Origin of the sequence: Paenibacillus sp. EPM92 (assembly GCF_016586185.1) — a bacterium.
Taxonomy (GTDB): Bacteria; Bacillota; Bacilli; order Paenibacillales; family NBRC-103111; genus Paenibacillus_G; species Paenibacillus_G validus.
This window is the reverse complement of record NZ_BCPS01000052.1, coordinates 38,669-65,215: the sequence shown is the minus strand read 5'-3', so window position 1 is coordinate 65,215 and position 26,547 is coordinate 38,669. Positions and strand designations below refer to the sequence as shown.

The 26,547-nt window shown below is 51.1% G+C and carries 28 protein-coding genes; 4 read left to right on the top strand and 24 right to left on the bottom strand.

The genetic code is table 11. The annotated features are described in order from the left end of the window. A partial coding sequence (locus JMF85_RS28020) for a hypothetical protein (RefSeq protein WP_236595809.1) occupies nt 1-223 on the top strand: 223 nt, incomplete at its 5' end. On the opposite strand, the gene JMF85_RS10160 is transcribed toward JMF85_RS28020, so the two are convergent. From JMF85_RS10160 to rpoD, 3 genes are read right to left on the bottom strand one after another with little or no spacing between them, the layout of a single operon-like run. Further along, entirely contained in the window at nt 198-524 is a 327-nt protein-coding gene (locus tag JMF85_RS10160) for a YnfA family protein (RefSeq protein ID WP_054796374.1), read from the bottom strand. The two genes, JMF85_RS28020 and JMF85_RS10160, sit on opposite strands and share 26 nt — an antisense overlap. A 24-nt stretch (nt 525-548) precedes the next feature. Then, nucleotides 549-773 (bottom strand): hypothetical protein, encoded by a 225-nt coding sequence (locus JMF85_RS10155; protein ID WP_230876074.1) that lies wholly within the window; start codon nt 771-773, stop codon nt 549-551. Between the two features lie 48 nt (nt 774-821). Further along, nucleotides 822-1,940: an RNA polymerase sigma factor RpoD gene (rpoD, locus tag JMF85_RS10150; RefSeq protein WP_127604748.1), complete on the bottom strand. Its 1,119-nt coding sequence runs from the start codon at nt 1,938-1,940 to the stop codon at nt 822-824. Between the two features lie 354 nt (nt 1,941-2,294). On the opposite strand from rpoD, the gene JMF85_RS10145 reads away from it, so the two are divergent. Together JMF85_RS10145 and JMF85_RS10140 are read left to right on the top strand one after the other, a co-directional pair. Further along, on the top strand, nt 2,295-3,503 hold the full coding sequence (locus JMF85_RS10145; protein WP_127604750.1) for an MFS transporter: 1,209 nt from the start codon (nt 2,295-2,297) through the stop codon (nt 3,501-3,503). A 136-nt stretch (nt 3,504-3,639) separates the two neighbouring features. Then, nucleotides 3,640-3,906, top strand: coding sequence for a hypothetical protein (locus JMF85_RS10140; protein WP_054796376.1), 267 nt, complete (start codon nt 3,640-3,642; stop codon nt 3,904-3,906). Nucleotides 3,907-3,951: 45 nt separating this feature from the next. Here JMF85_RS10140 and JMF85_RS10135 read toward each other — a convergent pair whose 3' ends face one another. The 13 genes from JMF85_RS10135 to JMF85_RS10075 all read right to left on the bottom strand — a co-directional run bounded on the left by JMF85_RS10135 (nt 3,952) and on the right by JMF85_RS10075 (nt 17,964). Further along, nucleotides 3,952-5,646, bottom strand: a complete 1,695-nt coding sequence (locus tag JMF85_RS10135; protein ID WP_127604754.1) for a GMC family oxidoreductase — start codon at nt 5,644-5,646, stop codon at nt 3,952-3,954. Then, entirely contained in the window at nt 5,643-6,206 is a 564-nt protein-coding gene (locus tag JMF85_RS10130; protein WP_127604756.1) for a gluconate 2-dehydrogenase subunit 3 family protein, read from the bottom strand. Before JMF85_RS10130 ends, JMF85_RS10135 begins: the two co-directional genes overlap by 4 nt. Nucleotides 6,207-6,247: 41 nt before the next feature. Then, on the bottom strand, nt 6,248-7,072 hold the full coding sequence (locus tag JMF85_RS10125; protein WP_127604758.1) for a phosphoenolpyruvate hydrolase family protein: 825 nt from the start codon (nt 7,070-7,072) through the stop codon (nt 6,248-6,250). Then, entirely contained in the window at nt 7,065-8,300 is a 1,236-nt protein-coding gene (locus JMF85_RS10120) for a Tm-1-like ATP-binding domain-containing protein (protein ID WP_201318145.1), read from the bottom strand. The genes JMF85_RS10125 and JMF85_RS10120 overlap by 8 nt, the downstream gene beginning before the upstream one ends. A 32-nt stretch (nt 8,301-8,332) precedes the next feature. After that, a complete protein-coding gene (locus JMF85_RS10115) occupies nt 8,333-8,758 on the bottom strand; it encodes a cupin domain-containing protein (protein WP_054796380.1) in 426 nt (141 codons plus the stop codon). Nucleotides 8,759-8,785: 27 nt separating this feature from the next. Continuing rightward, a complete protein-coding gene (locus tag JMF85_RS10110) occupies nt 8,786-9,637 on the bottom strand; it encodes a sugar phosphate isomerase/epimerase family protein (RefSeq protein ID WP_127604762.1) in 852 nt (283 codons plus the stop codon). Between the two features lie 24 nt (nt 9,638-9,661). Then, the gene (locus JMF85_RS10105; RefSeq protein ID WP_201318144.1) at nt 9,662-10,765 is read right to left on the bottom strand and encodes a substrate-binding domain-containing protein; all 1,104 of its coding nucleotides are present in this window, start codon (nt 10,763-10,765) and stop codon (nt 9,662-9,664) included. Between the two features lie 90 nt (nt 10,766-10,855). Beyond that, nucleotides 10,856-11,893 (bottom strand): ABC transporter permease, encoded by a 1,038-nt coding sequence (locus JMF85_RS10100; RefSeq protein ID WP_054796384.1) that lies wholly within the window; start codon nt 11,891-11,893, stop codon nt 10,856-10,858. After that, nucleotides 11,890-13,398: a sugar ABC transporter ATP-binding protein gene (locus JMF85_RS10095; protein WP_201318143.1), complete on the bottom strand. Its 1,509-nt coding sequence runs from the start codon at nt 13,396-13,398 to the stop codon at nt 11,890-11,892. Before JMF85_RS10095 ends, JMF85_RS10100 begins: the two co-directional genes overlap by 4 nt. 86 nt (nt 13,399-13,484) lie before the next feature. Continuing rightward, complete coding sequence (locus JMF85_RS10090; RefSeq protein ID WP_236595811.1) at nt 13,485-14,696, bottom strand: ROK family protein; 1,212 nt, start codon at nt 14,694-14,696, stop codon at nt 13,485-13,487. A gap of 199 nt (nt 14,697-14,895) precedes the next feature. Next, the gene (locus JMF85_RS10085) at nt 14,896-16,200 is read right to left on the bottom strand and encodes a nucleotide sugar dehydrogenase (protein WP_236595808.1); all 1,305 of its coding nucleotides are present in this window, start codon (nt 16,198-16,200) and stop codon (nt 14,896-14,898) included. A gap of 20 nt (nt 16,201-16,220) precedes the next feature. After that, complete coding sequence (locus JMF85_RS10080) at nt 16,221-16,916, bottom strand: DapH/DapD/GlmU-related protein (RefSeq protein ID WP_141335627.1); 696 nt, start codon at nt 16,914-16,916, stop codon at nt 16,221-16,223. A 61-nt stretch (nt 16,917-16,977) separates the two neighbouring features. Next, on the bottom strand, nt 16,978-17,964 hold the full coding sequence (locus JMF85_RS10075; protein ID WP_201318141.1) for a glycosyltransferase: 987 nt from the start codon (nt 17,962-17,964) through the stop codon (nt 16,978-16,980). A gap of 172 nt (nt 17,965-18,136) precedes the next feature. Here JMF85_RS10075 and JMF85_RS10070 point away from each other — a divergent pair, with 172 nt between their 5' ends. Then, nucleotides 18,137-19,150: a DUF4855 domain-containing protein gene (locus JMF85_RS10070; protein WP_201318140.1), complete on the top strand. Its 1,014-nt coding sequence runs from the start codon at nt 18,137-18,139 to the stop codon at nt 19,148-19,150. A gap of 57 nt (nt 19,151-19,207) precedes the next feature. Here the strand turns inward: JMF85_RS10070 and JMF85_RS10065 are convergent, their stop codons facing one another. The 8 genes from JMF85_RS10065 to JMF85_RS10030 all read right to left on the bottom strand — a co-directional run bounded on the left by JMF85_RS10065 (nt 19,208) and on the right by JMF85_RS10030 (nt 26,546). Further along, on the bottom strand, nt 19,208-19,507 hold the full coding sequence (locus JMF85_RS10065; protein WP_201318139.1) for a hypothetical protein: 300 nt from the start codon (nt 19,505-19,507) through the stop codon (nt 19,208-19,210). 140 nt (nt 19,508-19,647) lie between these two features. Then, entirely contained in the window at nt 19,648-20,559 is a 912-nt protein-coding gene (locus JMF85_RS10060; RefSeq protein WP_201318138.1) for a glycosyltransferase, read from the bottom strand. Nucleotides 20,560-20,632: 73 nt separating this feature from the next. Continuing rightward, on the bottom strand, nt 20,633-21,592 hold the full coding sequence (locus JMF85_RS10055; protein WP_201318137.1) for an NAD-dependent epimerase/dehydratase family protein: 960 nt from the start codon (nt 21,590-21,592) through the stop codon (nt 20,633-20,635). After that, nucleotides 21,589-22,653: a Gfo/Idh/MocA family protein gene (locus JMF85_RS10050; RefSeq protein ID WP_201318136.1), complete on the bottom strand. Its 1,065-nt coding sequence runs from the start codon at nt 22,651-22,653 to the stop codon at nt 21,589-21,591. Before JMF85_RS10050 ends, JMF85_RS10055 begins: the two co-directional genes overlap by 4 nt. After that, nucleotides 22,650-23,762 (bottom strand): DegT/DnrJ/EryC1/StrS family aminotransferase, encoded by a 1,113-nt coding sequence (locus tag JMF85_RS10045; protein WP_127604782.1) that lies wholly within the window; start codon nt 23,760-23,762, stop codon nt 22,650-22,652. Before JMF85_RS10045 ends, JMF85_RS10050 begins: the two co-directional genes overlap by 4 nt. Beyond that, the gene (locus tag JMF85_RS10040; RefSeq protein ID WP_201318135.1) at nt 23,759-24,763 is read right to left on the bottom strand and encodes a CgeB family protein; all 1,005 of its coding nucleotides are present in this window, start codon (nt 24,761-24,763) and stop codon (nt 23,759-23,761) included. Before JMF85_RS10040 ends, JMF85_RS10045 begins: the two co-directional genes overlap by 4 nt. Before the next feature lie 93 nt (nt 24,764-24,856). Continuing rightward, nucleotides 24,857-25,447, bottom strand: a complete 591-nt coding sequence (locus tag JMF85_RS10035; RefSeq protein ID WP_201318134.1) for a glycosyltransferase family 2 protein — start codon at nt 25,445-25,447, stop codon at nt 24,857-24,859. Further along, a complete protein-coding gene (locus JMF85_RS10030; protein WP_201318133.1) occupies nt 25,440-26,546 on the bottom strand; it encodes a glycosyltransferase family 2 protein in 1,107 nt (368 codons plus the stop codon). Before JMF85_RS10030 ends, JMF85_RS10035 begins: the two co-directional genes overlap by 8 nt. Nucleotide 26,547 lies beyond the last annotated feature (1 nt).

The window sequence follows — 26,547 nt, the reverse complement described above, 5'->3', positions numbered from 1 at the left end:
GCAAACGAAAAACCTCCAGAACCAAGTGACCCTGGTTCTGGAGGTTACCCTTTCCTCCGATATTGCAGCTTACAAGCCCGGCTCCAACGGCGGCAGCCGGGGAGCGGTCCACGCTAATCAGGCGCAAAGCTCCGATTTCGGTGCGGCGGGCCCTGCCGGGATTTCTCCCTCCTGCCGCCATGGTTCTGCCTCGACATTCAGTTTCTGGGTGCCCACAACATGATGCACACACCCGCAACGCAAACGGCCGCTCCAATCCAGTCGTAATGATCCGGCGCCTTCTTATCTACGACCCAGCCCCACAAGACGGCGAGAACAACAAACACCCCGCCGTAGGCTGCATACACCCGGCCAAAGCTCGGAAACATCTGCAGAGTGGGGATAACGCCGTAGGCAATTAACACAAGGCTTCCCACTACTCCGTACCAAACAGGCTTGGACTCTCTTAGCCACAGCCAAACCAGATAGCCCCCGCCGATCTCCGCAACCCCGGCTATGACGAACAACAGAATGGCAACAAACATCCGGGCCATCTCCTTCTGGATATTTTATTTTGAGATGTCGCGCCACTCCACGATAAACTCGCCTTCGTAATCGCCCCCCTCAAACTTGCTGACTTCCTCGAGAGCATTCCCGCATTCGCAGGATATTTGGTCTGCACCGTAATTGTCTGTACCAAAAACAATTTGTTCGTTGCGGTAGTAACGCCGCCCGGGCGTTACCTTATACTCTTCGCCGCATTGCAGGCAACGAATGATGAATCCCGATTCCATACCGCCACCATCCTTCATGTATATTTTATTCCCGTACCTGTTCCAGTCTTATTCCAGAAAATCTTTCAGAAGCTTGCTGCGGCTCGGGTGTCTCAACTTGCGCAGCGCTTTCGCTTCGATCTGGCGAATCCGCTCTCGGGTAACGCCGAACACTTGGCCCACTTCCTCAAGCGTACGCGTGCGTCCGTCAGCGAGTCCGAAACGAAGGCGCAGTACGTTCTCCTCGCGCTCCGTGAGTGTATCCAATACGTCCGACAACTGCTCTTTCAGCAGCTCGTAAGCTGCGGCGTCAGCCGGCAGCAGCGCTTCCTGATCCTCGATAAAATCGCTCAAGCTGGAATCGTTCTCTTCTCCGATCGGTGTTTCGAGCGAAACCGGCTCCTGCGCGATTTTAATAATTTCCCGTACTTTTTCCGTCGTCAGGTCCATCTCCTTCGCAACTTCTTCCGGCGAAGGCTCCCGCCCGAGGTCTTGCAGCAGCTGCCTGGAGATGCGGATAAACTTGTTGATGGTCTCAACCATATGCACCGGGATGCGGATGGTCCGGGCCTGATCGGCGATAGCGCGGGTAATCGCCTGACGAATCCACCAGGTCGCATACGTGCTGAATTTGTACCCCTTCGAATAATCGAACTTCTCGACCGCCTTCATGAGTCCCATATTGCCTTCCTGAATTAAATCGAGAAACATCATGCCTCGTCCGACATAGCGTCTGGCAATGCTGACGACAAGACGCAGGTTCGCCTCGGCCAATCTCCGTTTCGCTTCTTCATCGCCCTGTTCGATCCTTTTCGCTAAGCCGACCTCATCCTCTGCCGAAAGGAGCCCCACGCGTCCGATTTCTTTCAAATACATGCGTACAGGGTCATTGGTTTTAAGGCCCGGCGGCAGCGACAGGTCATCGTCAGCCTGCATCTCGTCATGCTCCTGAACGTTAGACCGTACAGAGAGCCCGTCATCCGTATCGTTGCCGATCTGAATACCAAGCTCAAAAAGCTGCTCGAAAAACTCGTCAATTTGTTCCGGTTCCTGATCAAATGGGGCGAGCTTTTCCATAATGGCTTTATAAGTTAATGAAGAATGTTGTTGGCCCTGAAGGATTAACTGCTCCTTCACCTGTTCAAGCGTAAGTTCTGTCTCTGATCCAGCACGGTGATCGTTCTCCATCGTCCAACGGCCCCCTCCCAAGTAAGTCATCTTTATATGTATCACACTCTTGATTAAATTGTCAACGAGCAACTAATTAATATATCACAAATTATTTATTTTGTCAATATCTTTTTTCCTTGGCGGCGTGCGGGCCCTGCCATGCTTCACTGATAAATAGTTGTCATGCATATAATTGTTATGATAATATTATACATGCGATATAAAAGGAGTGGACGTATGCGAAACGACGAATCGCCAGGTTTCATCATTAGCGCATAGGCAGAAAACTAATCCAAGGCCTGACCCAGCGGTTTCAAGCTTATTACGCCGGCGCCGGCGTTTGAACAAAACAAGGAAAGAAGCGAACAAGACATGCAGAAACAAGCGTTATGGAACCTCAATTTTTTAGCAATCTGCTTCAGCAGTTTTTTTATTTTTATGACCTTCTACGTGTATGCAGTTACGCTCCCGACGTTCGTCCTTGAGAGCTTGGGCGGGGGACAACAAGAAATTGGTCTTGTCACTACGGTTTTTGTTATAGCTGCGGTTATTTTCCGGCCTTTAACGGGGAAATGGCTGGATGAATGGGATCGGAAGAAGCTGCTCTTTCTTTCACTCGTCCTCTATACCGTTTGCTGCATCCTTTATTTGTCGGTAAGCAGTATGAGCATGCTGCTGCTGCTGCGCATCGTGCATGGCGTCGGGTTCGGCATAGCCGCAACGGCCTTTTCCGCCATTGCGGTGGATACGGTACCCGCAGAGCGCAAAGGAGAAGGCATCGGATATTTCGGGCTATTTATGAGCCTGGCTATGGTCGTCGGGCCGTTCCTCGGCATAACCGTTATGTCAAGCTATGACTTTACCGTACTCTTCGGACTATGCATAGCGGCCTCCGTGCTCTCGTTCGTATGCGGCATGATGACCCGTATTCCCGAGCGCGTCACGGTCAAACTTGCGGGGATCCCCTGGAGCTGGAACCGTTTCATCGAACGCCGGGCCATTCCCATTTCAATCGCCGCAAGCGTATTGGCTTTTTCCTACGGGGCAATTTCCACCTTTATTTCCGTCTACGCCAAGGAACTCGGATTACCGCAGTACGCCAGCTATTTCTTTATGGTATTTGCGGCCATCATCTTAATTTCCCGACCGTTTACCGGCAAGCTGTTCGATCGATTGGGCGCGCATGTATTGGTTTATCCGGGGCTTGTTTTGTTCGTCGGCGGCATGATCGGGTTAAGTCAAGCGCATTCCGCTTTCATCTTTTTGCTCACCGCCGGCATCATCGGCCTAGGCTTCGGCGCGCTGCTCCCAAGTTTTCAGACCATTGCCATCCAATCTTCGCCGGCTCACCGCAGCGGACTCGCCACGGGTACATACTTTGTCTTCTTCGATACGGGATATGCCTCCGGCTCTTATATTTTGGGGGTTATCGCCGCCCATACGAACTATCGCACCATGTATCTTATAGGCGGTTTGATCGTCGCGCTTACGATCGTCATCTATTACGGGCTGCATCATAAACCGCAGATGCGTTCACGCGAAAGAAACGACATCGCGTTCTTCCAAAGCGAAAAACCTTGATCGCTCAAGGTTTTTCGCTGTTTTATATGGGTTACTTGGCCGCCGATGCCTTTCCTTGCAGAGCTTTGCTCATATGAAGCACCTGCGCGGCTAATGCTTCTATTCTCCGTACCACGGCCGGATCGGAGACTTCATCATGGATGCGTTAAGAAACGAATTAGAGGGCTGCGTCGATTTTATGGAGCCTCAAGGCGGGATACATTTATGGTGCAAACCAAACGGGGAATGGGATGAGAACGCGCTGTTCAAGGAATCGATCCAGAACGGGGTTATTTTCGCCCCCGGTACGACGCTCGGTTCCAGCCGAAACTTTATGAGGTTTACTTACAGCCGTACGGAAGCCGGCAGCATACGCGAGGGCATACGCCGATTTGCCGAAGCCTTGAGGCGATTCAAGCGCTAAAAGGTCCCGTGTTTGATAAACACGAAACCTCCGCTTTGCCTGCTATTATATACGGTTTAGCAGTCGATCCGCCGTCATATAAGCCAAGGCCATGATCGTTTCCGTCGGATTATAGGAAGGAAAGGTCGGGAACTGTCCCCCTCCTATGGCATACAGTCCTTCGCATTCATGCACTTCTCCGAACGGACTGACAACCGATGAATTCGGGTCCCAACCCATCCGGTGGGTGCCGACGTCATGAACGGACACATGGTAAGCGGGAGCAGGCGAATCCTCCCACCATTCGCTCATCCCCATTTCCTGCGCGATTTGCCGCTTGATTTTCATGAAATATTCGACGGTCTTCTTATCGTACTCCGTCCAATCATGCGTGATTCTTAACGCCGGTTGGCCAAATTGATCCTTCACGACCGGATCAAGATCACAATAAAATCGGCGGGAAGGCAGCGTGGAATGCTGCGAATACATCCTGAAGAGCTTTCTGTAATTTTCACTCATCCAATCCTTGAAGCCCTTTCCCCATCTCGGAACGTGCGGAGGAAGGCCGTGGGCGGTTTCAAGCGGCTGCATATCGCCGGTCCAAGTATTGATCGGAGACCCCCAAAGAACCCCTTCCTCATTATCGGGAATCAATTCCGACGTAAAATCGTCAATTACGGAGCCCCCCTGCAGCGATCCCATGAACGGATTCGTCCAGTACGGCAAAATGCCGGTGAACCAACCGAAATTGTGCAGCATCAAATGCTTGCCGACCTGCCCGTTCTTATTGATCCCGGATGCCAGAAGCAGTCTTGCGTTCTCGAGAGCGTAACAGCCGAGAATCACAATGTCGGCCTCGAGTTCCATCGCTTTTCCTTCCGAGTCGAAGTAAGAGACGCCTTTGACCCGGCCGGTTGAATCGCGATTCACGCGGAAAACCCGGACAAAGGGGTGTATCTCCAGATTTCCGGTTTCCTCGGCGGCGGATTTAATGATTTCATGGGTCGATATTTTGGCTCCAACGTGACAAGGGTAACCATGGCAAAACCCGCAATTGGTACAGGCCGATCTGCCTTTATAATCAACCGTAGCTATGGCCGTCGGCGTCGGGAACGGATGATAGCCCAGACGTTGGGCCGCATCGGCAAATAAATGATCGGTTGATCCGCGCTGCATCGGAGGCATAGGATACCCCCGGGTGCGAGACGCTTCAAACGGGTTCCCGCCCGGCAGGCGCTCCCCATTCATATGCCCTGCGCATCCGGATACCCCGATCTCCCACTCCACACGGTCATAATAAGGCTCCAGCTCTTGATAGCTTAAGGGCCAATCGACCAAGGTCGTATCTTCCGGGAGCGCCGCTTCCGAGAAGCGTTCAATAACCGTGCTTCGCATACTGAAATCTTTCTCGCGGAACCGGAACGCAGCCCCGCCCCAACTGATCGTTCCTCCTCCCGTTCCGATAGACGGCGGAATCTGAAAAGGATCGCCCAGGCCAAGCTTATTCGATGCCCAGGGCAAAATAACAGCCGCTTTGCCTTCATTCGGCCTCCAGGTTAGCGGATCCTTTCCCATATGCGGCACAATGGCGCTCCGGCGGTAATACCGGATTTCATCAAACTTGGATTGAAAATCGGATTCCTTGTAAAAGGCCCCTTTTTCAAGTCCGACCACCTTAAGTCCCGCGCGGGCAAGCTCTGTCGCTACAATGCCTCCCGATGCGCCCAAGCCGACTACGATAGCGTCAATTCGTCCAGTCATGGCTTCACCCCGCTTACAGCCGATCGGTTCGCTTCCTGGCGAAGGTCGGCAAGAGTCAGCACTTTCATTTGTTTGGCGTCATAGCCTAACTGCATCTGCTCGGCCGTATACCCCCACTGGGCGCCGGGAAATCCGACCAGCTTCCAGCCGACCGCATCCCGGTTCCCGCCGTAGAGAGGATCGCCGAACGTTCCCTCCAGCGTATGCTCATACACAACCGCGAAAAATTGCGCCAGACTGTCCGGCTCCTCATCGGTAAGCGAGCCCTCGATTTCATGAAGCATCCCGTCCTGCTGTTCTTCGGTAAGCTCGACAAACGGAGCTCCATACCGCTCTTGGCACAAACGGTCGAAAGCTGTAATTCCTTGTCGATAAAAGGTTTGGAGGTGGCTAAAATAGCCACCCAGCGCCCGATCGATGTAAATAACGGCTCCGGCTTCCCGTGCGCCCGGACTTAACGGATCGCTTGGAATGATACGGGCGGTAATAGCCTCGATTGTGCCGGCTTCCTCGTCATTAAAAAACATATACGTCTGAACGTTTTCCCCGCTCGCCGTCATTGCCGATTCTCCTCCCTGTATGTCGACTGGTATGTAACGCACTAGCCAAGAGGCAAAGCTTTAAACCGCCGTGTGTTCTCCGTTATCGCGATCTCAACCGGCAGCCGTTCCATGCTTGAGGCTCCGAAAAAACCGTCGATCCCTCTGGTCCGCTCCAGCACGTAGCGAACGTCGTCCGGCTCTGCCAGGGGGCCGCCGTGGCAGATGACCAGCACGTCCGGATTCGCCTCTTTGGCAGCGTCGTGCATAGCTTGAATGGCACGGATGGAATCGTCCAGGGTCATCGTGCTTTTCGCTCCAATTGATCCTTTGAGCGTCGTACCTACATGGGCCACGATGACATCGGCGCCGGCTTCTGCCATGGCACGGGCTTCATTCGGATTGAACACATAGGGGGTGGTCAGAAGGTCCAGCTCATGGGCAATTCTAATCATATCGACTTCACGGTCATACCCCATTCCCGTTTCCTCCATATTTTGCCGCAGCTGTCCTTCATAGAGCCCTACGGTAGGGAAATTTTGCACGCCTTTAAATCCGATTCTTTTCAATTCCTCAAGAAAAATAGGCATCTGTCTGAAGGGGTCGGTGCCGCATACGCCTGCAAGCACAGGGATGTTCTTCACAACCGGTATAACTTCGCCCGCCATCTCCACAACAATCTGGTTGGCATCGCCATAAGGCATCAAGCCGGCAATGGACCCGCGTCCCGCCATTCTGAATCGGCCGGAATTGTAAATAATGATCAGGTCGGCTCCGCCCGCTTCCGCACATTTGGCGGAAATTCCTGTTCCCGCGCCAGCGCCGATAATCGGCAGCCCTTGGGCCACCTGATTGCGTAATCGTTGTACAATTTCTTTTCTACTCATGACGAAGCACCTCGCTATATTTGATATATGCATCTAGCTTTTCGGCCATGGCCTGGGCAAAAACCGGATCGTTGATGTCCGTGTCCATGATCACCACCTCAATATGGGGAGCGAGTACTTGCCGCAGGTTATCAACCAATGCCCGGTCCGCTTGAGGGTCGTAAAATACTTCCCCTTGTTTGGCAATCGAAGAGATGCCCTTGAGCGGAATAAAGACACTCACCGGACCGGTTGCCATGTTTAACTTGCGGCCTATGATTTTCCCTAATTCCGCACACTCGTCAGCGGTAGTTCGCATCAGCGTAACGTTCGGGTTGTGTCTATAAAGCGTCCTTCCCTGAAAGCGGGCCGGAACGGTATCGGGCGTCCCGAAATTAACCATATCGAGCGCGCCGAGCGACACGACCTGAGGAATGCCGAGGCGGCCTGCCGTTTCAAGCCTGTCCGCTCCTGCCGACAGCATACCGCCGACCCATTCGTCCGCAAGCTCTGTGGTCGTCAAATCAAGTGACGCACGGATGAAGCCGTCCTTCATGAGTCCCTCCATGGCGCGCCCTCCCGAGCCGTTGGCATGAAACACCAGCACTTCATAACCGCGTGCTTCCAGCCAATCGCGCGCTTGCAGCACGCAGGGCGATGTAACCCCGAACATGGAAACGGACACCAGAGGCCTTGCTTGTTGGTGCGGCTTATAGGCGGCGCTCGCCCGGGCCATTCCGGAGATGGCGGCAGCCGCATTGGCAAGTATTTTCTCCGAGATGGAATTAATCCCGGCGATGTCCACAACGGAATACATCATCGTAATATCCGACTGGCCCACATACGAACGAATATCGCCGGACGCGATCGTGGATACCATCAGCTTGGGAACGCCGACCGGCAGTGCGCGCATCGCATGAGTAGCTATCGAAGATCCCCCCGAGCCCCCCAACGCCAGCACGCCGTGCAGCCGTCCTTCTTGATACAGTTTGCGAACCAACTCCGCCGCCCCGGCCGCCATCCGCTCCATAGCAAATCCCCGGTCGTTTCGCTCAATAAGAACGCCGATATCGGTTCCGGCTGCCCGGGCCACGTCTTCCCTGGTCAGGTGCGGCGAAATCCGGGGACTGCCCAGGACGCCGACATCGATAACGATCACTTCGCAGCCTGCAGACCGAATACGATCCATCACAAATTCATATTCATTGCCCTTCGTATCCAATGTTCCTATAAGAACTACCGTTTCCATCGCCAGAACCTCCGTCGGCATTTTGTCTCCCTTTAACGCTTGGGCTGCTGAACGGGGGGAACCGATCTGAAGTCGGGAAGCTGCCGCAATTCCTTCTCCGAGCCCGGGGGCGAATACACCACGAATACTTTCATCGGCTCTTTACCCGTATTAACGGTATAATGGTACCTGCTTTCGGGAACATAGATGGTGCTCCCTGAAGCGACCGTATAAACGATGGGATTGCCGCTTGCATCTTCCACCATCTGTTCCCCTTCGCCGGAGATGACATAGATAAGCTCCTCCGCGCCCGGATGGTTGTGACGGTCGTGCCCCTGTCCCGGCTGCATCTCGACGATACCGGCGCTAAAGCCGGCCGAGCCGGTCACTTCGGGCGTGCATGTCATCACGATGCGGCCCCAGTCAAACAGCATCGTCTCAACTTCATGCGTCTCGATAACGAAATGTTTACCGCTCATCCAGAAAGCCTCCTCTCGAATTTGCTCTTATTTTTTCCCTTCCGCTTGATCGATTAACGGCTTGAGGTATTCGTAGGCTTGGCGGGCTACAAGATCCGGCTCCACATCCCGGCGGTCAAATCCGATTTCCATCGCCAGATAACCGTCGTAGCCAATATCCTTAAGCGCGTTAATGACGGAGACGAAATCCCCTTTGCCTTGTCCCGGCGCAAGCCGGTCATTATCCGAAATATGGATGTGGTGAAGATGTTCGCCCATTCGGTAAATGTAATCTGAGGACACCTCTTTACGGTAAAGAGCGTGGAACGTATCGAACATCACCTTGACGTTCGGTTCGTTAACCTCTTCCATCAAATTCAGGGCATCGTCGCACCGGTCCACAATGTTGCTGTCATGCGAGGTAGGCTCGATGACAAGCGTTACCCCGTAATCCGCAGCCGTCTTGGAAATTTCCTTCAATGCCTCGGCGCTCCAAGCCCACGCTTGTTTAAGGCTTGTGCCGAAAACTTGCCAGCCGGGAATGTACAGCACCGTTTTGCCTCCCCAATAGGCGCACAATTCGATGACGTCTTTATAATGCTCGATCGTGTGGCGTCTCTCTTCCGGGATCGGCGAAGCGACATTATGGCCGGGACCGCCGCTAAGGCCGGGCAGCATGCTGGATACTTCCATTCCGTAATGCTCCAGCACCTTCTTGATATGCTCGCGCCTCTCCTTGGTCGTCGTGGGCGGGTAAGCATGGGGACTGGCTGCGCCGATCTCAATCCCTTCGTAACCGATTTTGGAGAGGCGCTTGATCACCTCTTCCAGCGGATAAGCGGGCAGCCAAACCGGGAAACTCGCATAGGGCCAAGTGTTAAAGGACAATTTCATCGTCATGATCGAAGACCTCCCAAAGTTATTTTAATAAGTGGTGCCGTTATACTTCGCTACGTTCTCTTTGGTCACAACCGGGGATTCCAGTTTAATGAATTCAGGCATCGGTTCGCCGACCAAAGCCTTGGCAGCCGCAATCACGTTCATCGGCGCAATGACCGGATAAACGGCCGTACCCGCGATTTCTCCATCCGAGATGGCATCGAATGTCGTTTGCATACCATCGATGCTGATCAATTTAATTTCGTTCTGTCTGCCGGCCGCCTTAATCGCCTGTAAGGCGCCCATGGTCATCATGTCGGCGTGGGTATATACGGCGTCGATTTGCCCCTTGGGAAACCGCTGCAGCAGATCTTCCATCACTTTCAGTCCCTGTGCCTGGTCATAGTTGGCATGCTGACTGGCGATGACTTTAATGTCCGGAGAGCCGGCGATGGCATCGGTGAACCCTTTGTGCCGATCGATGGTAGGCGATGCCGAAGGGCTTCCCTGCAGTTCAACAACGTTGCCCTTTCCATTCAACAGGGTAACAAGAGATTGGCCCGCATTCATCCCCAAATCCAAATCATTGGCTTTGATCGTCGTCAGCACTTTGGTGTTAACGGTACGATCGACGGAGATCACCTTGATGCCCGCTTTCACAGCCCGTTCAACGGCAGGAACAAGCGCATCTTTCTCGACCGCGTTAATGATTAAAACCTGCACGCCCTTGGAAATAAAATCATCCACGATACTCGTTTGAACGCTCGGATCGTTTTGTCCGTCGCCTACCAGCAGCTCCATGTTCGGAAAATATTTCTTGGCCGCTTCTTCCGTTCTGCTCTTCAAAGCCGCGCCGTAAGGAAAAGTCAAAGAAGCGACTGCAAAACCAACTTTACCTTTAATGGAATCGGGGGAAGCCTTCAGCGTTAATGCCTCCTGACACTCCTTGCCGCAATAGAGCCCATAGTCGATTGGAACGGGCGTAGCGGAAGTCCCCGCTTTGGCTGCTCCTTCCGTTGACGAAGCCGATTCTTTGCTGCCGGTGCCGGCCCCGGTGCCATTGTTGTTGCTGCTGCCGCTGCCGCATGCCGTCATGAACAGCAATAACGCGGAAAGTGCTGCCGAAGTCATGATTCTCATGAGATTCATTGTTTTTCAATCCTCCTTTTTTTGCTTTCAACAACCTTCCTGCTCCACGAACGACGATACGATCCCCCCTTTATGTAATCAAAGCCCTTATTAAAGACCCGACCACTGCTGTTTGATCCGCTGCTTCAAGCCCTGGGTTGTAAACAATACGGCGACTACAATAATGACCCCTTTCGCTATTTGCTGATTGAAAGGAGAGACGCCCAGCAGATTCAGAAGATTCGCAACCATGGCTAATAAAAGAACCCCGGCAACCGTGCCTGCGACACTCCCGCGCCCGCCCATTAAACTGGTGCCGCCGATGACAACGGCAGCTATGCTGTCCAGCATAATGAAGCTGCCCGCTGTCGGATGGCCGACATACAGCCTGGCGGTCGTCATTAATCCGGCGAGCGCTGCCGACAAACCGCTAACCGCATAAACTGCAAGCAGGATCCGGGTCGTTCTCACGCCGGAAAGACGCGCCGCCTCCAAGCTTCCGCCAATCCCGTAGACAAATCTGCCGAATGGCAAATAACGCAGAACGATTCCGGCGAGTACCGCGCTTAGTATAAAAAGCAGAACCGGCCCGGGTATGCCCGCTATTTTGCCGTTGCCAAGCAGCTCGATCATGGCGCTGTTAGCCTTGAAGTCGATAGGCGTTCCTTTGGTCAGAAGCAGCGCAACGCCATTGCCTGCCGCCATCGTCGCAAGCGTCATAATGAACGGTTGAATGCCTAGAAACGTGGCCCCGATTCCGTTAATCAGGCCACCGCATACGCCGATGATCAGCGCGATCAGGATGGCTCCCGTTACGGGAATCCCTTGCTTGATCATCGTGGCGAATGTAACCCCGACGACAGCGAGAATGGCGCCTACGGAAAGATCGATACCGCCCGTCAGGATGACAAAGGTCATGCCGACAGCCACTACGCCGGTTATGGAAGCCTGACGCGCCACATTGATCATGTTCTGCAAGTTATAAAATTCCGGCGCCAGGATGGCGGTGAGAATAAACATGACGATAAAAAGAAGGAGAGTCACCTGATAATTTTGCATCACTTGGAAGACCATCTTACCGCTGCCTGCATGGCTCTTGGGTACAACTGCGCTTTCATGATTCACCTGATGATTCGCTTCGCTTTTCACTGTGTCATCCCTCCTACGGCATATTTCATAATCGTTTCCTCGGAAGCGAACTGTCGATCCAATTCTCCGGCGATCTGTCCTTTATGCATGACAAGAACGCGATGGCTATTTTCTAAAATTTCAGGCAGCTCGGACGATATTAAAATCACACCCATGCCCTGCTCGCAAAGCTCCCGGACGACTTTATATATTTGTGCCTTGCTCCCGATATCTATCCCTCTGGTCGGCTCATCCAGGAGGAGAATGCCGATGCCTGTTTCCAGCCACTTGGCCAGAACGATCTTCTGCTGGTTGCCGCCGGATAAACTCCCGACGAGAATCCCCAATCCCGGCAATTTGATCTGCAGCGATTCCACATAGCGGTTGGCAACGATTCGTTCTTTGCGGCGGTGTATCCATTTCGGCTTTGAACAGGCCATGAACATATTTTGCAGCGCGGAAAGATTTTTGAACAATCCCTGGCTCCCGCGGTCTTCGGGAACCAGGCCAATCCCGTTATCGACCGCTATTCTCGGGGAGGCGATTTTGATCTCGCGCCCGCGAACGAATATTTTGCCGGCGTCTATCGGATCTGCTCCGAATATCGCTCTGGCCAGCTCGGTTCGGCCTGCCCCTCTTAGACCTGCAATTCCTAGAACCTCCCCTTCGTAAAGGGAGAAATGGATATCCTTAAGGACCCCTCTTCGGGACAGCCCTTCGACCCGCAGCAGTTCCCGACTTTTCTCATGGCCCGACCTGCCCGCGGGGGCACTGCTGATATGACGTCCCACCATCTTCCCGACCAAATCGTCGGGATTCGTCTCTTCCATGCTGCCTGCGTCGATCTGCTGCCCGTCCTTCAAGACTAAATACCGGTCCGCCAAGCCGAATATTTCATTCAATCTGTGGGAGATGAAGATGACGCAGACGCCGCGCTCCTTCAGCATCCGCACAATGTGAAGCAGCCTATCCACATCTTCTCCGCCCAGGACGGCAGTCGGTTCGTCCAAGATCATAACACGCGCATTCCGGTAAAGCGCTTTGGCGATTTCAAGCATTTGCTTCTCGGCTATACTAAGCGCGGAGACAGGCTTCTCAACCGGCAAATGCACGCCGAACTCGCTAAGGAACCGCTGCGCTTCCTCTTGCAGCGCTCTCCAATTGATGAAGCCTTTCGTCTGGTGATAACTGGTAAAGAATAGGTTTTCGGTAACGGAAAGATGAGGAAATAAATTAAGCTCTTGATACACGGTTACAATCTCGTTTTTCTCGGCATCGAGAGGGGTATGAAATTCCACTTGCCGGCCGCTCATGAATATTTCGCCGGTATCGGCTTTAATGGCGCCGGAGAGAATTTTGATTAACGTCGATTTACCGGCCCCATTCTCTCCGACGAGAGCCAGGATTTCGCCGGAATTCATCTTCAAATTGACGTTATGTAACACTTTAACGCCGGAGTAACTCTTTGAAATATTTCGCATTTCCAAGAACGGGGTTCCTTGAACATCATCGACCTGTTTATTCACCACAAGACACCACCCTTTATTTTCCACAATGTCTGTATCATGGGATGTAACCGGTTACAATTGATTGAATGTGTGTAATCCAATGTTCACTTGTAAGTAAAGGTCAGTTCTCTGTTAACAAACGGCATATGCATAATTTCATTGAACGTTAATACTGCTGCTCCTACAATGCCTGCTTGCTCCCCTAATAAAGAATGCTGAATGGACAGGTTGCGAGTCGTTAACGGCAAGGACCGTTGATAAACCGCCTGCCTGATCGAGGCTAACAGCACATCGCCTACCTGCGATACCCCGCCGCCGATCAACACCAGGGCCGGATTAAAAAAATTAACCAAACTCGCCAGCACATTCCCGATAGCCGTGCCGCCTTCCCGCATAAGCTCTACGGCAACCGGGTCCGATTCTTCCACCGCCTTCCTGACATCCGCCAAGGTTAGCTTTTTCTTCTCGGCAAGGATCGCAGCTAATAATTCACTTTGACCGTCCCGCGCCATCTGCTCGGCTCTTGCGGCGATGGCCCTCCCTCCGGCAAGCGCTTCCAAACATCCCCGGTTTCCGCAATAGCAAAGAAAGTCATGGCCGATATTGATATGTCCGACATTCCCTGCACACTCCGTGGAGCCTCGATAAATGTGCCCGTTACAGATGATGCCGGCTCCAATGCCGTTGCCAATCTTCAAGAAGATTAAATTATCGACCTTGCTGTCCTGCTCAAGCATTTGCTCCCCGAGAGCCATCGTATGTACATTGTTGTCTACGTATAAGGGACATTCAAAGTGCTGCGCCCAAAATTCGCGGATCGGATACCGATCCCATCCGGGCATAATGGATAGCGATGCCGGCAGGCCCCGACTGTACTCAACCGGACCCGGCAACCCCATTCCAATTCCTTTGACCTGGGATCGTTCAATCCCTTTGTTCCGGAGCAAGGCAAGAACCAAATCTTTGATTTGCTTAAGCACCGCCGCCGGTCCTGCGGCAACATCGATATCGTTAGACGATTCGGATATCAGAATATTGCAGTTCAGGTCTGTTATGCCGACTCCCGCATGCGTGGATTCCAGATCGATAGCCGCGATATAGCCCGCTTCAGCGTTAAAGGATAGAAGCTGCGGCTTGCGTCCGCCTGTGGAGGGGCCTCTGTCTGATTCCAGCGCCAAATGATTTCGAAGCAAGATTTCGGTATGTTCCGTGATGGTTGCCAGGCTATAGTTGGTTAGCCGGACAAGTTCCGCTTTGGATACCGGCTTCCGGCTGCGTCGAATCGCCTGTAGCACTTCAAGAGTTACCCGAGGCATATTCACGTTGCGACCACTCCTTAAAGTCGACTTTGGTTGAAGATTTGTTTATTTTATTGGTTATTTCTAAAATATATCGATAACTTTTTACAGTCAATATAAAAAAGTCCCTCATTTTCCCAAAAAAGATGCTCAAAAAAAAGACCCGCCAACAGGGCGGGTGGGTTTGCGCCATTAGCGGCTTCATCCGGGAGCATCGTTATTTCCCCGCTCCCATGCGGTACACATGATGCTTATCCTGCACACCGGCCGTAGCGTTTCGGGTATCAAACACAAGCGGCGCATGCTCGATGATTTGGTCGAGCGGAATGACGGAATGGTCCGTAAAAATAATGACACAGTCTGCGCTGCGAAGCGTATCCTCATCGATTTCGACACTCGTATAGCGCTGACCGTTCACTTGAATTTCAGGAATAAACGGATCATGATAGGAGACCGAGAATTCCGCTTCCGCAAGCAAGTGAATGAGGTCAAGCGCCGGCGATTCCCGGACGTCGTTAATATCTTTTTTATAAGCGACGCCATAAAGAAGAATGCTGGCATGCTCCGGTGCGGACTGCTTGGCAAGTATAGCCTTCACACGGTTCATGATGTAGGACGGGATGGAGCGGTTGATTTCATCGGATAGCTGGATGAATTTGCTTTCGGTACCGAACTTCTGGGCCTTCCACTGTAAATACAACGGATCTACCGGAATACAATGTCCGCCGATTCCCGGACCGGGATAATAAGCGGTAAATCCGAACGGCTTCGTTTGGGCCGCCTCGATTACTTCCCATACATCGATGTTCATCTTATCGCAAATTGCCGCTATTTCGTTCATGAAGCTGATGTTGATTAGACGGTGGGAATTTTCCAAGAGCTTCGTAAGCTCCGCTACTTCCGGAGAAGAGACTCTCACAATCTTATCAAAGACGCTGCTATACAGGGCTTGGGCACATTCTACACAGGTAGCGGTTAGTCCACTTACTATTTTTGGTATTTGCTCCACTTTATAGTCTTTGTTTCCGGGATCAATTCGTTCCGGCGAGTAACCGATGTGGAAGTCGATGCCGGCCGTCAAGCCGCTTTCCTTCTCCAGCAAGGGCTGCAGAACTTCCCGCGTCGTTCCCGGATACGTGGAGCTCTCCAGAATGACCATCTGGCCTTTGTGCAAAAACTTGCCGATTTCTACAACGGCCTTCTCTAATATCGTAAGATCGGGGGAATGGGAAGCGTTAAGAGGTGTGGGGACACAAATAATAATCGCATCGGCCTCTGCGACTTTCTCATAACGATCGGTAGGATGATACCGCTCTGTCGCCAGGCTCCATCGCAATTCTTCGTCTTGGACATCAGGCAAGTAGCTGACACCCTGGCGCAACCCTTCAATTTTTTTCGGGTCCACATCAACGCCATAAACGGTATGACCTTTATTTACAAACAGAAGGGCCAACGGAAGCCCTACATATCCTTGACCGATTACTGCTATTTTTTGAAACGGACGATCTATGCTGCTGGGCACGAAACTACCTCCTTGTTAAATTATTTTATAGGTCTGCCGGGATTACCGACGTAGGTTTGCCCGGATGGAACATCCTTGGTAATGACCGCTCCCGCACCTACTATGGCCTCTTCGCCGATTGTGATACCCGGTAGTAACGTGGCGTTATTTCCGATTCTCGCCCGTTGTTTAATAATGGGGCCTTGGTGATGATAGTTGCCCCGTCCCATATATTTATCATTGGCGGTCGAGCAGCAGGGACCGATAAACACATCATCCTCAATAATCATGTCGCTTGTAATGTAAGATGAGGTTTGGACGGTGACACGTTTCCCTATCGTCGTCTTCGGTTCGACAATGACATTTCGACCAATAATGCTGCTCTCCCCAACCGTAACGCGTTCTCGAATACTGGCCATATCCCCGACAAGAACATCGTTCTCCAAGGCTACCCCGGCATAGATGACGACTCCGCAGCCGATTTTCACATCATCGCCAATGAGAAGCGGAGGCAGGTCTGCAGCCGGCTTCAGCGCCATTTTTTTGTTGGACGCAGGGCCCTTTCCGAGTACGGACAAATCGCCGATTTGAACGCCACTGCCGATTTGCGTACCGCTTTTAATGACCACATGGTTTCCGATCGTTACATCGTCCCCTATCGTGACATCCGGTTCGATGACAACATGAAGGCCGGTCGTTACGTTTTTCCCATAACTAATTTGCTGTCCTTGATCCATGGATATTGTCTCCTTTTCAATCCTCATCTAGATGCGCATGCCGGACAATTTCCAACGGCGCTTACTGGATTTTCGAATAAATCTCAAGCAGCTTGGGGATTACATGTTCTACGCTGTGATATTTCTCGACATAAGCCCGGCTTGCTTTTCCGATACTATGGCGAAGTTCTGGGTTATGAAGAAGATGAAGGAGCACATCGCGAATCGTGTCGGGATTGGCTACCACGATCGGCAGATCCGGAGGAAATTTGCTTTTGACATCTTCCCTTACGTAAGCTACAACCACTTTTCCCATGGCCATCGCTTCGACGCTAAGCATGCCGTAGGTGCCGCATAAAATTTGATCCACGATAATATCGGCGTTCAAATACGACTTCATCGCTTGCTGGTGGCTCATGTTTTCTACGGCAAAGTAGGTGAAGTTATGGGTTAGCTTCAGTTCCCCTACCGCCTTCTCAATATAGTACGATCCTTTAAATTCCCTATTCGTAGGAGCGTGAATAATAACCGGATTGAGATTACCCGGCGATGGATAAACATAAGGAAATTTCTGGTAGTCACAAACGAGAGGAAGCACATGAACATGTTCGTAATAATCCGAGACATACGGATATATCTCGTAGTCCTGCACAATCGCGTGTTTCATATATTTACTTAAAAATGTCAGGTTCTCGTGTATCGTTTCATCCGTCATATAGCTGGGGGGAATGGGATAAGGATTCATCATTAAGGCGCCCTTGACCGTCCGGACGTCATTCCCCCAATGATGCATCACCATTTTCTTCCCTCTCTCGTGAATAAGCGGCACATCATAGTTATTGACGACAAAGGTGTTGCCGTTATGAAAATGAAACAAATCTACATAGTTCACCAGCGGGTCTATCAGCTTAATTAATTCATAGGCATCCGTATTGATCACGCTGCCGATATAATTCAAGTAGGATTGGAACCAATTGTATCCGTTTGCCTTATACCCAGCTTGCCTTAAGCCGCTTACCAACGCCCTCATCTGCCCCGCTATCTCTGTCGGCGCATGAACAATGATCATATGTTGCCTCCTTCACGAAGTTATGGATAATTAATCAATACTAGAATTTATTCAAGTCTAACAATAATCGCCTGTACTCTCGTAAAAAATGGTTTGTTGTGTAGGTCATCAACATTTTTAGAAACATACTATTTAATATCAATACAAACCTTATAAAATTAGGAGTGAAAAGATGGTTCCAACATCCTCAAGCGGATACTTATCGCCGAGCGCTTACGACTTACGCAATCAGGTATGCATGATTCCATGCGGAGATTTCTTAAACGGCATCCCGCTCAAATGGAGTGACGAGCAGCTGAAGTACTACACAGGTTATATACTAAACGGACAACCGATCGACAGCATGTTCAAAGGGTTTATTTTCAATGGATACCAGGCCCGGGAAAGTCATTCCATCCATCCGTTGTTTATCGGCTTTGCCGAGCCTTCGGACATGACGGATTGGCTGAGCTGGATTGATGCTTTGTTTGCCCCTGAAGCAAATTTGCATGCCCTGCATCGTTTATCCGGAAACGACAAAATGGATGTTTGGATTTCTTTTCCTTATCCCCATCCCTTCCAGAGAAGCTTCGGCGTCGTTCAAGGGCGTAATCTTGATTTCGAGTCGGACATCGACCGTCTAACCGCTATCCAATGGTGGCTGGATCAGCTGCTGGACCGTTGGCGGGAACATTCTCATCTTCACGATAAGCTGGAATTAAGAGGATTTTTATGGCAAAGGGAAGTGATTGACGGCGATGATGAAATGCTTGTGAAATGGATTAACGCTGCCATCCATGCGAAGAAGCTTCTTAGTATGTGGCTGCCCAATTATGGCTCCGGCGGCCTTATCGATTGGCAGGTATTGGGGTTCCACGTGACAGCCCTGCACTCCAACTATAGTGGAAATTCCAGCTTTGATGCCGGTTGGATAAACAATGCTTGCTTATTTGCCAAATATTTCAAAACAGGCATCCAGGTGACCTGGGGCAAAGGCTTGATGTATAACGATACGCATCATCTCGACTACTTTAATCGGGGCTTGGAAGATCAAAACAGCTATATGAACGAATCGTTCCTTGTGTATCAATTTCAGAATCAGACGCTGGAATCGATCTATAGGAATGATCTCGCAGGTTATATCCAGCTCTATTTGTTTGTTAAAGGTCTATATCAGAAAATCAATTACCCCGGCATTAGCTACTGATTTTCTCGCATCGCAAAGAGCCGCCATCCGGCGGCTCTTTTGCATGCTGATCTCGTATTAAACTGTTTTTACGATGAGGTAGGGCGGGTGTTCTTCGGACAACAATACCGGATCAAGGCTGTGTACACGCACATATACCCCATGGTTTTCCAAGCTGTGACTGCGCCAAGGATGAGCAAGATGTTCCAGCGCAAAGCTGCCTTCCTTCGTTTCGGAACAAAAATAACCTTTGCTTCTTGCTTGCGTATAGACAGGACGGACATGCGTAACCGATTGCTCATCCCACGCTGCGACGATTTCGTGCAAATCGAGACGCACCTCCGAGCCCACCTCAGGTAAAGGGACGTACAAAATCATCGAGGTGACTTCCATATCCGAGGGGATTCCCGCTATATTAAAGGAAACGTACATCTCGTTGTCCTGGACAAATAAGCGATTAGGAATAAAAAACATGGATTTCTCTAGGGAGTCCACTGTTAATCCTCCATTTCCCTCCATTAAGAAGGCAGGTTATCATAAATCTGCTCCAGCCTATCGACCACAACTTCCTTGGCATGATATTTTTCTGCATACTCCCGCCCTTGCAAGCCCCTCTCCACTCGAAGCGCGGGGTTCTCGAGAAATGACTGAATAGCTGTGAGCACATTATCCGGGTTCGCATTCATAATCGGCAGCTGAGAAGGAAACTGAGCGACGATATCGTTCCGAATATAGGCAATAACCGGTTTCCCCAGCGCCATCGCTTCAACGCTAAGCAAGCCGTAGGAGCCGCAGCGAATCTGGTCGACGATCAGGTCGGCCTCCCGGTAAAGCCGAATCGCCTCTTCATGATTCAAGTGCTGAATACGCCGATATTCAAAGCTGTACGATTTCTGCAGTTCCTGAATCGCCGCTTCGATGGCCATCGTCCCCTTGAATTCGGGGTTTGTCGGCGCATGAAGAATGAGCGGCCTCTTGACATCGTTCTTAGGGTAAAACGGAACGATTGGCGTAAGATCGATGGAGATCGGCACGACATGAACTTTCTTATAATAAGGCTGGGCATAGGCGTAAACCTCATAATCTTGTACGATCGCTTCGTCCACATACCGGCTGATTTGGGTCAATCGGTGGTGTATCACTTCATTTGCCGGAGAATCGCCCGTATACACATACGGATTATGAACTCGTGCCCTATCATGAAATCGGATGTCGTTTCCCCAATGATGCATGATCATTTTTTTGCCTTTATGCTTAATGATTTCGAGATCCTGATAATCGGGAAGAAGACTGGTCGCGTAATGGAAATGAAACTGATCAAAGAAATTTACGATGTGCTTATGCGTCTTTTGAATTTCATCCGGGTTCGTATTCACGAGATGATCCTTGTAGCCCAAATAGGAATGAAAGATGTTGTAGCCTGCAGCCAAATGTCCTCTTTTTTTTGCTCTCCGCTCAGAATCCCCATTTGCCCGGCAATCTCAATCGTTCCGTGAAAGATTTTCATTCGGAACGGTTCCCCCTTTTTATCCACTCTTTTGTCTTTCGCAGGCCCTCGGCCAATCCGGTCTTAGGCACCCAGCCTAAGGTACGGCGCAGATAATCGGCATCCAGACAGCGACGGTAAACGACATCCACGGCCCGCTTCGGATGATAGGCGAGCTGCGGGGAGGACAAGCCGCTTATGTCCGATATGATTTCTGCCAACCGGTTCACGCTCGTCTCCTCTCCCGTTCCGACATTAAACACCCTTCCTATAGCGCCTGTATGAAGCCCTGCGGTCAGAAGCGCATCAACGGCATCATCGGCGTACGTGTAATCCCGCGTTTGCGTACCGTCGCCATAGATCATGAAGGGCTGACCCTGATCGGCCGCCTCGAAAAATTTGGCCACCACCCCGCAGTAAGGGTTCGTCGTTAATTGACCGGGCCCGTAGACGTTAGACAACCGGAGAACCGATATGGGCATTTGATACATATGGTGAAAAACTTGACAATAATGCTCCATGGAAAATTTGCTGGCTGCATAAGGAACCGACGTCTGGTAACAGCTCTCGGGTGTTGGAAGAACGTCGGCATTCCCGTAAACCGATGCTGTCGACGTATACACGAAACGCTGCAAGTCCGGGCAGGCTTCCTTCGCTTTTTTCAACAGCAAGTATCCTCCATATAAATTGACGTGCAAATCGTCGTCCATGTTTTGCGCGGACTTGACCAAATTCCTGCAAGCCAAGTGATAAATATGAGTGGTTCGGGGCAATACCCGCTCCAACAGCTGTTCATCCACATAGGAGGCTTCAATGAACGTCAGCCGTTCCGAGACGGGAAGGTTCTCCCGCCTGCTCGTTGAACAGTCGTCAATCACCGTCACGCTTTGCGAAATCGGAAGCAGCTTGCGCAGAAGCTGAGATCCGATAAAGCCTGCTCCTCCTGTCACGAGCACATGACCAAAGGTATTTTTCATTGCCATCCCTCATTCGCCATCATCCCTGTAGAAAATGAGGTTAAGGGTACCTGTACGGCTTGTTGCGTTCGAACGGAATCGTACAACGCAAATATGAGCTCGAGCGCCTTCTTCCCTTCGGAGGCATGAATGACCATGGCGTTTGCGTTTCCTTCCTCGGCTTGAATAAACTGTTCGTACATGAGAAGGTGCTCATCCGAATCGTTGCTCCCGGCTGGAGCTTCGAGCGTTGGATCGTCAAACGACCATTTGCGTATCTCGTTGAGCCCGATTCCTCCGATACATACCGTTCCTTTATTTCCGAAGAGCGTGATGCTGTTGTCATAATTGCTCGGGTAAGTCAAGGTGTTCGCTTCAATGATGCCGATTGCGCCATTGTTAAATTTAACGATTCCGGCAGCAACGTCCTCCGTTTGCTTGGGCAATGGACCGCGGAGCATACTGCCAAACACCTGGTCGTAATCCCCCATGAACCACTGCATCAGATCGACGAGGTGGATGCCCTGGTTGAGCAGCATGCCGCCGTCTTGATCCCATGTTCCTCTCCACGGGGCCGCTTCGTAATAGGCCTGCGATCTTTGCAGCCTCATGGAGATAACGCCCAGATAAAGAGTGCCCATAGCCCCGGCATCTATGAGCTGCTTCAACCGCTTCATGATCGGCTTATACCTCAATTGGTGGCACATGTGCACACAAACCTGATGCAGCTCCGCATGCTTCACGATCTCATCCGCATCGCGAAGGGAAAGGGCCATCGGCTTCTCAAGAATGACGTGCTTTCCCTTCGCAATCGCCGCTTTGGCCAATTCGGCGTGCAGCGCGGAAGGAGTGGCGATGATGACCGTTTGAACGCTTGCATCCTGCAGCAGTTCGGCAAGGTCCTGATATTTGGCTACCTCCGATTTCGAACCCGAAAGCTTCCTATACTCCTGTTCAATTTCATCCATGCGTTCCACCCGAACGTCGCAAAGGGCTGCCAGTCGGGCGCGATCGCATTTGGCAAGCGAAGCGATATGCCTGTCGGATATTCGTCCACAGCCGATTATACCAAACCCCATCATGGCTTTAATTCTCCTTTTAAGCCGATTAATACGTCGATTACCTGGTCTTGCTCGCTCTCTAAAAGGAAGGGGCTCATCGGCAAAGCGAGCAGCTGCTCCGACAATCGTTCCGATACGGGATATGCACCGGGTCCGTAATGGAGAGACGCATAGGCTTCTTGAAGGTGAAGCGGACGCGGGTAATAAACGCCGCTCTGTATATCCTTGCGAGTCAGCGCTTCCTGCAGTTGATCCCGGTGTTCGGACTGTATGCAAAATAAATGGTAGATGTGCGACCGGTCCTGCGGTTCCGGGCCTACGCGCAAATACGGAAGATCCTTGAACGCTTCCCGGTAACGGACTGCCAGACGCATCCGTTCCTTATTCCACGAATCGATCTTCGATAAAGCAAGCTGGACGATGGCGGCATGAAGCTCATCCAACCGGCTGTTATAGCCGATCTCGCTATGATAATATTTTTTATTGCTGCCATGCTGACGGAGCCGGCGGATTCGCTGCGCTACCTCTTTATCAGAAGTCGTAATCAGGCCCCCGTCGCCGATCGTACCCAAGTTTTTGGTTGGAAAGAAGGAAAAACATGCCGCGTGACCGATGCTGCCCACGCGTCTTCCCTTATATTCGGCTCCGAACGCTTGACATGCGTCTTCGATCACCACTAATCCGCGCTTGTTCGCGATGCTCATCATTTCGTCCATATCTGCAGGCTGTCCGAATAAGTGAACGGGAATAATGGCCTTAGTTGCCGGCGTTATTTTTTCTTCGATACGGGCCGGATCAATGTTATAAGTTTGCGGATCAATATCGGCGAACACGGGGGTAGCGCCGACACGGGAAACGGCCTCTGCCGAAGCGAAGAACGTAAAGGGAGTCGTGATGACCTCGTCACCGGGCCCGATCCCGTAAGCATCCAGCGTAAGTACCAGAGCGTCCGTCCCGTTAGCAACGCCGATCGCGTCAGACACTTCCAAATAAGCGGAGATATCGCTCTCCAGACGTTGAACGTTCGGGCCGAGAATAAATTTACCCGAATCGATGGTATCGGCCATCGCTTGCAAGATGTCCTGCTTCATGGACTGAAATTGACGCACCAGCGGAACTAATTCAATCATCGACGAACTCTCCTTTTTTCCATTAAAGATTCATGAATCGCGGGCCAAACGTTCTCCATCCGATGAGCAAACGTATGGTTAGCCATGACTTTCTCCCGCGCCTGCTTGCCAATGAGCATCCGTTCTTCCGGACGACTCAAATAATAGCGCACAAGCTCTACGGTTTCTTCCTCGCCGGAACTGAGAACGAGTTCTTTCTTATCCTCAAACAGACTCTCCAATTCTTCCGTTCGGCTGGCTATCATAAAGGCGCCGGTGCCTAAAATTTCAAATGTGCGCTGCGTGACTTGATCTTGGGCGTTCTGAACGCCGAGCATAATTTTGCTTTTGTGATAAATGTCCGCCGTGTCCTTGTACGGCAAAAAACCATGATAACGATGAAGCGGTACGGAAGCGCCGAATTCCTTTACTTGAAATTCCCTGCTCTCCAACCAGTTGTTTCCCCAAACGTTGATTTCCACTTCGGTCGGAATAAGCGGAAATAATAATTGCTTCAGACTATCGTATCGGAAGGTTCGGGTTTCCAAATGTGTCGTGCCGACAAAAGAGACATCGTATACTTCTTCGGCGCTTTCCGGTTTAGGAGGAAACAAGCGCGGATTAAGAGCAAAATTGAAATATTCCGAGCCCATTCCCAGCTCGCGGTATTTGGGTACGCATTCCGGATGAATGGTCCAGACGATGTCCGGCTTGATGCGTTGAACAAACGGCAGCGATATGGCGTCGAAATGGATTTTGTCTTCCGTCGCCCAATAAATGTGCAGCAGTCCGTATTTTTCACACAAAGCCGGTATGACGTTCAGGGCAGGATTGAATACCGGTTTGTCGATGCCTACGGTAATTAACAGATCCGGCTTATAATAATCAATTCCCGCTTCAATCTCTCTCATATCCCACGAAGATTGGTAATATACTTGATGGCCCATTTGGCATAACGTATCTGCCAAGCTGTTGATATAGCAGGAGAGATGATTCAAAAAAAATATTTTGTATATCCTCAAATATGCTTCCCTCCTTACGCACGACTGCTTTCTTTGCAAGGTATGGGATTTCGTATGAAAAGGAAACGGCACACGCCGTTTCCTTTTTTTTTCTCATGGCGTATGTGCAGCAACCCGTTCGATGGTGGAATCCGGATTTAACTTCACCTTACCGGCAATCATCAATAGATACCCGGCTTGGCTTGCGCGGGAACAATAATCATGAAACACACGATCGGCAAACAACTGCGGGGTCTGAAGGAAGCCAATTTTGTTGAGCAAGTCCCGCTTGAACAAGATGCAACGCTCCAACACATCCTCATCCGCGACATGCTTGTTTAGATGGATTTGGATTGGGATCAACGAAGGGCGGACGATACCGATATCGTCCTGACTGTTCAAACCTTGAAGCATACCGGACAACCAATTGCGTGAAGCCAGGACATCGTGTTTCAACAGAAGCAGATTCTCTCCGGTTGACAATCTTAAACCAAGGTTGCAGGCATCGGAAACGGCATGCTTCCACGGCAATGAAACAAAAGTTATACGCTCCTTGCGGCAATATTCGTCCGTACCATCATTCGATCCATTGTCAATGACGATGATTTCATACGGAATGTCCGTATGGTTGCGAATGGAAGCGATGCATTTTCCGAGAAGCTCCTTCGCCATATGAACGGGAATGATTATACTTGTTTTAGACACTTTCGTCGGCTCCTTCCTCGATGATGTGACGTTGTCGCATGGAGTCGGGAAAGTGCAGCCGCGGACCGAAATTACCCATTAGCTCATGAAGGGCTTCCAGATGGTCCCCGAGTATGAGATGCTCAACGCGGTTTCCTAACCCGACATTTTGTTTACGGAGCCGGTTGCGGGTAATCACATCGACCGTAACCGGCGAACGGACAACGGACAGTCCTAAACGAACGGCCCTCTCCTGCGCAACAGGCGGGACAGCCAGTACGCTGGTTCCCAGCTTTTCGATCGCACGTCGTGAAAGCGCATGGGGGACGGCGGTTAGCGAATCCGCATGCAAATCCCGCCTTCCCAAACATATATTTAAAAACTGTTTGATATTAGAGACGGAATCCCTTCGTTCGAATGTCGGCAGCAGGGACGAAATCGGGTTCAGAACGACGTCCGCCCCCTTTTCAATCTCATAAATAAACGGCAGCAGCAGATCCACCCGAATCGTCATGTCCCCGTCCAAAAACAATATCATATCGGAATGTGACATTCTGGCTCCGACCGCTCTCCCTACATCGTAACCAAGCGCCGAATCGAAATGAACGACCGTTGCCTGGACGGGATGATTGCGGGCAACCTCGTAGCTATTGTCCGTAGACCCGTTAACAACTACAATTATTTCTTCAAACGGAAGACGCCTAAGCTCATTTAATTGAGTTTGCAACGTAGCAGCCTCATTCTTTACCGTAAGTACGCAACAGACCGACTTGGTTGTCGGAAGCAACAGATCCGAACTTATATCGATATTTGCCGTTTCGCAAAAACCGCGAATGAACCGTCTGCACGCGAGAGGGTAGCTTAACTGGGGCACGCGTCTGAATGCATACTTCCCAAACCATTTGGCCCAGCGCACATTGATTGTGCGCTCCCATTGAATGTTCTCCGGCGGTTCCCCATCGATCGATTTAGGCCAGAACCATCCGACCGAACGGCATCCTGCCGCATAAGCCCCTTTGTCCCAAGCTTTTTTTTTCCGGGAGTTTACGCTCTTTGCCGCAACGGGTTTGCGTAAGGGCCGCTTTTTTTTTACAGCTGCTTTTTTCGGTATGATCTTCATG

Excerpts from the sequence above, each read along its gene's own strand:
- JMF85_RS10160 (WP_054796374.1), bottom strand. The coding sequence starts at position 524 with ATGTTTGTTGCCATTCTGTTGTTCGTCATAGCCGGGGTTGCGGAGATC.
- JMF85_RS10155 (WP_230876074.1), bottom strand. The coding sequence starts at position 773 with ATGGAATCGGGATTCATCATTCGTTGCCTGCAATGCGGCGAAGAGTAT.
- rpoD (WP_127604748.1), bottom strand. The coding sequence starts at position 1,940 with ATGGAGAACGATCACCGTGCTGGATCAGAGACAGAACTTACGCTTGAA.
- JMF85_RS10145 (WP_127604750.1), top strand. The coding sequence starts at position 2,295 with ATGCAGAAACAAGCGTTATGGAACCTCAATTTTTTAGCAATCTGCTTC.
- JMF85_RS10140 (WP_054796376.1), top strand. The coding sequence starts at position 3,640 with ATGGATGCGTTAAGAAACGAATTAGAGGGCTGCGTCGATTTTATGGAG.
- JMF85_RS10135 (WP_127604754.1), bottom strand. The coding sequence starts at position 5,646 with ATGACTGGACGAATTGACGCTATCGTAGTCGGCTTGGGCGCATCGGGA.
- JMF85_RS10130 (WP_127604756.1), bottom strand. The coding sequence starts at position 6,206 with ATGACGGCGAGCGGGGAAAACGTTCAGACGTATATGTTTTTTAATGAC.
- JMF85_RS10125 (WP_127604758.1), bottom strand. The coding sequence starts at position 7,072 with ATGAGTAGAAAAGAAATTGTACAACGATTACGCAATCAGGTGGCCCAA.
- JMF85_RS10120 (WP_201318145.1), bottom strand. The coding sequence starts at position 8,300 with ATGGAAACGGTAGTTCTTATAGGAACATTGGATACGAAGGGCAATGAA.
- JMF85_RS10115 (WP_054796380.1), bottom strand. The coding sequence starts at position 8,758 with ATGAGCGGTAAACATTTCGTTATCGAGACGCATGAAGTTGAGACGATG.
- JMF85_RS10110 (WP_127604762.1), bottom strand. The coding sequence starts at position 9,637 with ATGACGATGAAATTGTCCTTTAACACTTGGCCCTATGCGAGTTTCCCG.
- JMF85_RS10105 (WP_201318144.1), bottom strand. The coding sequence starts at position 10,765 with ATGAATCTCATGAGAATCATGACTTCGGCAGCACTTTCCGCGTTATTG.
- JMF85_RS10090 (WP_236595811.1), bottom strand. The coding sequence starts at position 14,696 with ATGCCTCGGGTAACTCTTGAAGTGCTACAGGCGATTCGACGCAGCCGG.
- JMF85_RS10080 (WP_141335627.1), bottom strand. The coding sequence starts at position 16,916 with ATGGATCAAGGACAGCAAATTAGTTATGGGAAAAACGTAACGACCGGC.
- JMF85_RS10075 (WP_201318141.1), bottom strand. The coding sequence starts at position 17,964 with ATGATCATTGTTCATGCGCCGACAGAGATAGCGGGGCAGATGAGGGCG.
- JMF85_RS10070 (WP_201318140.1), top strand. The coding sequence starts at position 18,137 with ATGGTTCCAACATCCTCAAGCGGATACTTATCGCCGAGCGCTTACGAC.
- JMF85_RS10065 (WP_201318139.1), bottom strand. The coding sequence starts at position 19,507 with ATGATTTTGTACGTCCCTTTACCTGAGGTGGGCTCGGAGGTGCGTCTC.
- JMF85_RS10055 (WP_201318137.1), bottom strand. The coding sequence starts at position 21,592 with ATGAAAAATACCTTTGGTCATGTGCTCGTGACAGGAGGAGCAGGCTTT.
- JMF85_RS10050 (WP_201318136.1), bottom strand. The coding sequence starts at position 22,653 with ATGATGGGGTTTGGTATAATCGGCTGTGGACGAATATCCGACAGGCAT.
- JMF85_RS10045 (WP_127604782.1), bottom strand. The coding sequence starts at position 23,762 with ATGATTGAATTAGTTCCGCTGGTGCGTCAATTTCAGTCCATGAAGCAG.
- JMF85_RS10030 (WP_201318133.1), bottom strand. The coding sequence starts at position 26,546 with ATGAAGATCATACCGAAAAAAGCAGCTGTAAAAAAAAAGCGGCCCTTA.